Source organism: Acinetobacter sp. UBA3025 (assembly GCF_002367915.1).
Lineage (GTDB): Bacteria > Pseudomonadota > Gammaproteobacteria > Pseudomonadales > Moraxellaceae > Acinetobacter.
The window spans coordinates 1-3617 of the sequence record NZ_DFDO01000194.1 but is presented as its reverse complement, the minus strand read 5'-3'; the positions used below and the strand labels follow the sequence as shown (position 1 = coordinate 3617).

The 3617-nt window shown below is 44.0% G+C and carries 5 protein-coding genes; 4 read left to right on the top strand and 1 reads right to left on the bottom strand.

Annotation, left to right across the window (positions count from 1 at the left end):
• Window positions 1–26: 26 nt before the first annotated feature.
• The 4 genes from B4J23_RS08130 (at window position 27) to B4J23_RS08115 (ending at window position 3098) form a co-directional block, all read left to right on the top strand.
• On the top strand, window positions 27–485 hold the full coding sequence (locus tag B4J23_RS08130; RefSeq protein ID WP_291359868.1) for a chorismate--pyruvate lyase family protein: 459 nt from the start codon (window positions 27–29) through the stop codon (window positions 483–485).
• Between the two features lie 6 nt (window positions 486–491).
• Complete coding sequence (gene ubiA, locus B4J23_RS08125; protein WP_034702847.1) at window positions 492–1370, top strand: 4-hydroxybenzoate octaprenyltransferase; 879 nt, start codon at window positions 492–494, stop codon at window positions 1368–1370.
• Between the two features lie 106 nt (window positions 1371–1476).
• A complete protein-coding gene (locus B4J23_RS08120; RefSeq protein ID WP_125279764.1) occupies window positions 1477–2727 on the top strand; it encodes an alpha/beta hydrolase family protein in 1251 nt (416 codons plus the stop codon).
• Between the two features lie 110 nt (window positions 2728–2837).
• A complete protein-coding gene (locus tag B4J23_RS08115) occupies window positions 2838–3098 on the top strand; it encodes a hypothetical protein (protein ID WP_125279765.1) in 261 nt (86 codons plus the stop codon).
• A gap of 5 nt (window positions 3099–3103) precedes the next feature.
• Here the strand turns inward: B4J23_RS08115 and B4J23_RS08110 are convergent, their stop codons facing one another.
• The gene (locus tag B4J23_RS08110; protein ID WP_125279766.1) at window positions 3104–3538 is read right to left on the bottom strand and encodes a DUF2726 domain-containing protein; all 435 of its coding nucleotides are present in this window, start codon (window positions 3536–3538) and stop codon (window positions 3104–3106) included.
• Window positions 3539–3617: the final 79 nt, after the last annotated feature.

Sequence of the window (3617 nt, the reverse complement as noted above, 5' to 3'; positions counted from 1 at the left end):
ACCGCTCTTCCGATCTTGGACCGCATATACCTGCTGCGCTTCGAGAATGGCTGTATGCCTCAGGATCATTGACGCAGCAATTAACGGATCTGGCTAGTGGACAGTTTCGGGTAGAACCACAGCAGGAACATTTTCAGCGTCTGGAATTTGTGGATGCGCGGTGGATGCAGATGCCACATCAGCATACGTCCTGGGTGCGGGAAAGCTATTTATATGGCTGTGAAGAGCAGCCATGGGTCAAAGCAAAAAGTATATTTCCGATATTAAGCTTGCAAAAACGTGCGCGGATTTTTCAGCATATTGGATCGAAGCCGATTGGCTGGCTATTATTCCAGCGGACCAATCCAAACTGTGAACGACGTGTGATTTATCTGGAAGAGGGTTGGACCCGTCAGAGCTGCTATACTTGGCATGGTTGTAAATTTATCGTACAAGAAACATTTTTACCGGCATTTGAACACTTTATACAAAATCAACAGGCTTAACTTGATATGGCAACTGCACAAGCAATTACCTGGCGTGAACGTCTGAGCGCCTATTATTATCTTTGTCGTTTTGATAAGCCAATTGGCACAGAGCTGGTCTTCTGGCCGACCATGTGGGCGCTATGGGTCGCAGCAAAAGGAATCCCTGATCTCAGTATTCTAGTGCTGATGATTCTAGGTGTAATTTTTATGCGCGCAGCGGGCTGTGCCATTAATGACTTTGCCGACCGTAAAGTGGATGCGCATGTCGAGCGTACCAAAACCCGTCCCTTAGCCACCGGTATTATTAGTGCTAAAGAAGCAGTGATGGTCTTTCTGGTGCTCGTCGCAGCCAGTGCCTGCCTGTTATTTTTCCTGCCGATTGAAACCTTTTACTGGTCCTTTGGAGCCTTGTTTTTAGCGTTCATTTATCCGTTTATGAAACGCTATACCCATTTGCCGCAGGTATTCTTGGGCGCTGCATTTTCCTGGTCAATTCCGATGGCCTATACCGCAGTCGGGCAGACACCGGACCTAACCTGCTGGCTTCTCTATTTTGGCAATCTGGCTTGGACCGTGGCCTATGACACGCAATATGCGATTACCGATCGTGAGTATGATTTAAAGATTGGAGTAAAATCGACAGCCATTTTATTCGGTCAGCATGATATTCAGATCATTAGTACCTTACAGGTTCTAAGTCTGGTCTTGATTGGCACGGCATTATGGATTGAGGATTTGCTTGTTCCATTTGGCCTGATGGGTCTGCTCGCAGTCGCAATTGATTTTATTTACCAATGGTCAAAAACTCGAGATAAGGACCCGCAGCGCTGTTTCTGGGCCTTCCGGCATAACCGTTGGGTGGGGCTGATGATTTTTCTTGGAATCTTTGCCGCGCTTCTGTAATTGCACCTTGTCGATTCATAACAAAAGCATCCTATAAGGGTGCTTTTTTTTATGCTTAATTCAAGATTCTTCATGAAAATCATAAACAACAATAAGGGATTAGAATATGAATAATGTAGTGAAAAACGGTTTCAAAAAAACCTGTCTGGCACTGGTATGTTCCATGTCATTATTCATGACTGCGTGTAATGACGATGACAATGATTCGTTCCGACCACAAGAAAGGGTATTTTTAAGTCAACAGTCTTATGATGAGGATACCTTGCCTGAAGCATCGGATATTCAAGTCATACGCTATAATATGCCAAACGTAAATGGTGAACGGGCTGAAGCGACAGCCATGGTATTTTATCCAAATACGCCTCAACCTCAAGACGGATGGAGGGTGGTGGTTTGGGAACATGGCACGGTGGGTAGCGGTGATTCTTGTGCACCCAGTAATAACCAGCTGAATAATAATTTTAGAGGATTGGCCAGCAGCTTGCTTGCACAGGGATATGTGATTGTTGCACCCGATTATGAAGGATTAGGTACTCGGGGGATCCATCCTTATTTAAATTTAAAAAGTGCGGCACAATCGGCTATCTATGCAGTAAGAGCCTTTAAAGAACAACAAGGAAATCGATTTAATGGTGCTTGGGTTTCAGTGGGACAATCCCAGGGAGGACACGCATCACTTGCAACAGCCCAGTTTGCCGATGAAGATCCAAATTATAAGGCGGCAGTTGCAGCAGCTCCGGCCTCAAGTCTGGGCTATATTATCAGTGAAGTAGCACCGCAAGCGCTTAGTGCTTTGGTTGAGGCTGGACAAGATAATGCTGCGAAAGCGGTCTATGCAGAATTATTGGCATATGCGGCTTATGTGGCTGTAGGGATTAAAGCTTATGAACCAGGCTTTAACTATCGCAATATATTTTCAAGCCGTGCAGCGATTGTGGCTGAAAAGGCAGAAGGTACGACTGGAGAAAATGGACTTTGTTTAGGGCCACTGATTACTGAATATATGCAAGATATTGATGATTATCTGGTGAATAATCCGGAAAAAACAGTCGTGGACTATCCGGGATTAGTAGAAAACTTCCAGAATAATTCGTCGGTTGAAAAGTTCCTTGAGAATAATCAGCCTGCAACTGAAAAAATTAATGTTCCTGTGATGATCATTCAAGGTACTGCAGATATGGCTGTTCCGTATCCAGTAACAAATACTTTACAACAGGGCTTGAAAGATATGGGAACCACAGTGAATTTTGTAGAGGTAGAGAATGCTTCACATACCGAGGCCATTGTACAAAGCAGAACCCAGCTGCTGACCTTTATTAATACCTATATGCCTTCAGGTATTTCTGTCAATCCTTAATCCTAAAAGGAGCTTCGGCTCCTTTTTATTCCTTGTGATGCTAGGCCTTGAGCAATCATTTAAGTTTGTTATAGTGGCTTAAGATTATAGGTTATCAGTATAGGCTCGTTATGTCGGAACAGACCAAACCCCGCAGTATCAAAAAACTGCTTATCTTTGGAACCTTGGCTTTGTGTGTTCCAATTTTTTTGGTGACCATGGCATTTTTAGCTGTTAATAGTGATGCGAAAAATCAGGAAAAATATAAACAGCAACAGGCTGACATGATTGCCCGGATTGAAGCACGCGAAGCGGCTGAAAAATCAAAGGCAGAGCAGGAGACTCAAGCAACTCAAGCTGCTTCCGAAGCTGAAATAAATTCCTCTCATTAAACTATTTATCTCAAATCTCTTTGAAGCTGCCGGATCGTTGGAATTTCAGTGTAGCGGATGACTGTGTAGCCGGCAGCAATCAGCATCGCATCGCGTTCCGCATCTTCCTGTTCCTTGCCAATATGGCTAGGGTCATCCAGTTCTATAATCGCCACTACATTATATTCCCGGTCCATCACCACAAAATCGGTCACTTTACGGTTGAACTTGCTGCGCATTTTCATATTGTCATGTGTGATCAAAGCACTAAATGCGACCTGTGCCAGAATATGATGGTGTGGAAAAGCATCTTTCAGGCGAGTAAACATCTTGCTTTCGAAAGCTGTAATGACACGCTTGGGATAGAATTTCGTCTGGCGGGTAAACAGATGGGGGAAGAGCAGGCAAATTAAGGCAAAGCTTGCCAGACAGCCAATCACAAAGAATATAAACTGACTCAAATCAAATACGGATCATAAAAGAGAAAAGAATAAAAAAACCCACTTCGCAATGAGTGGGTTTTTCAGAATCTTGGCTCTC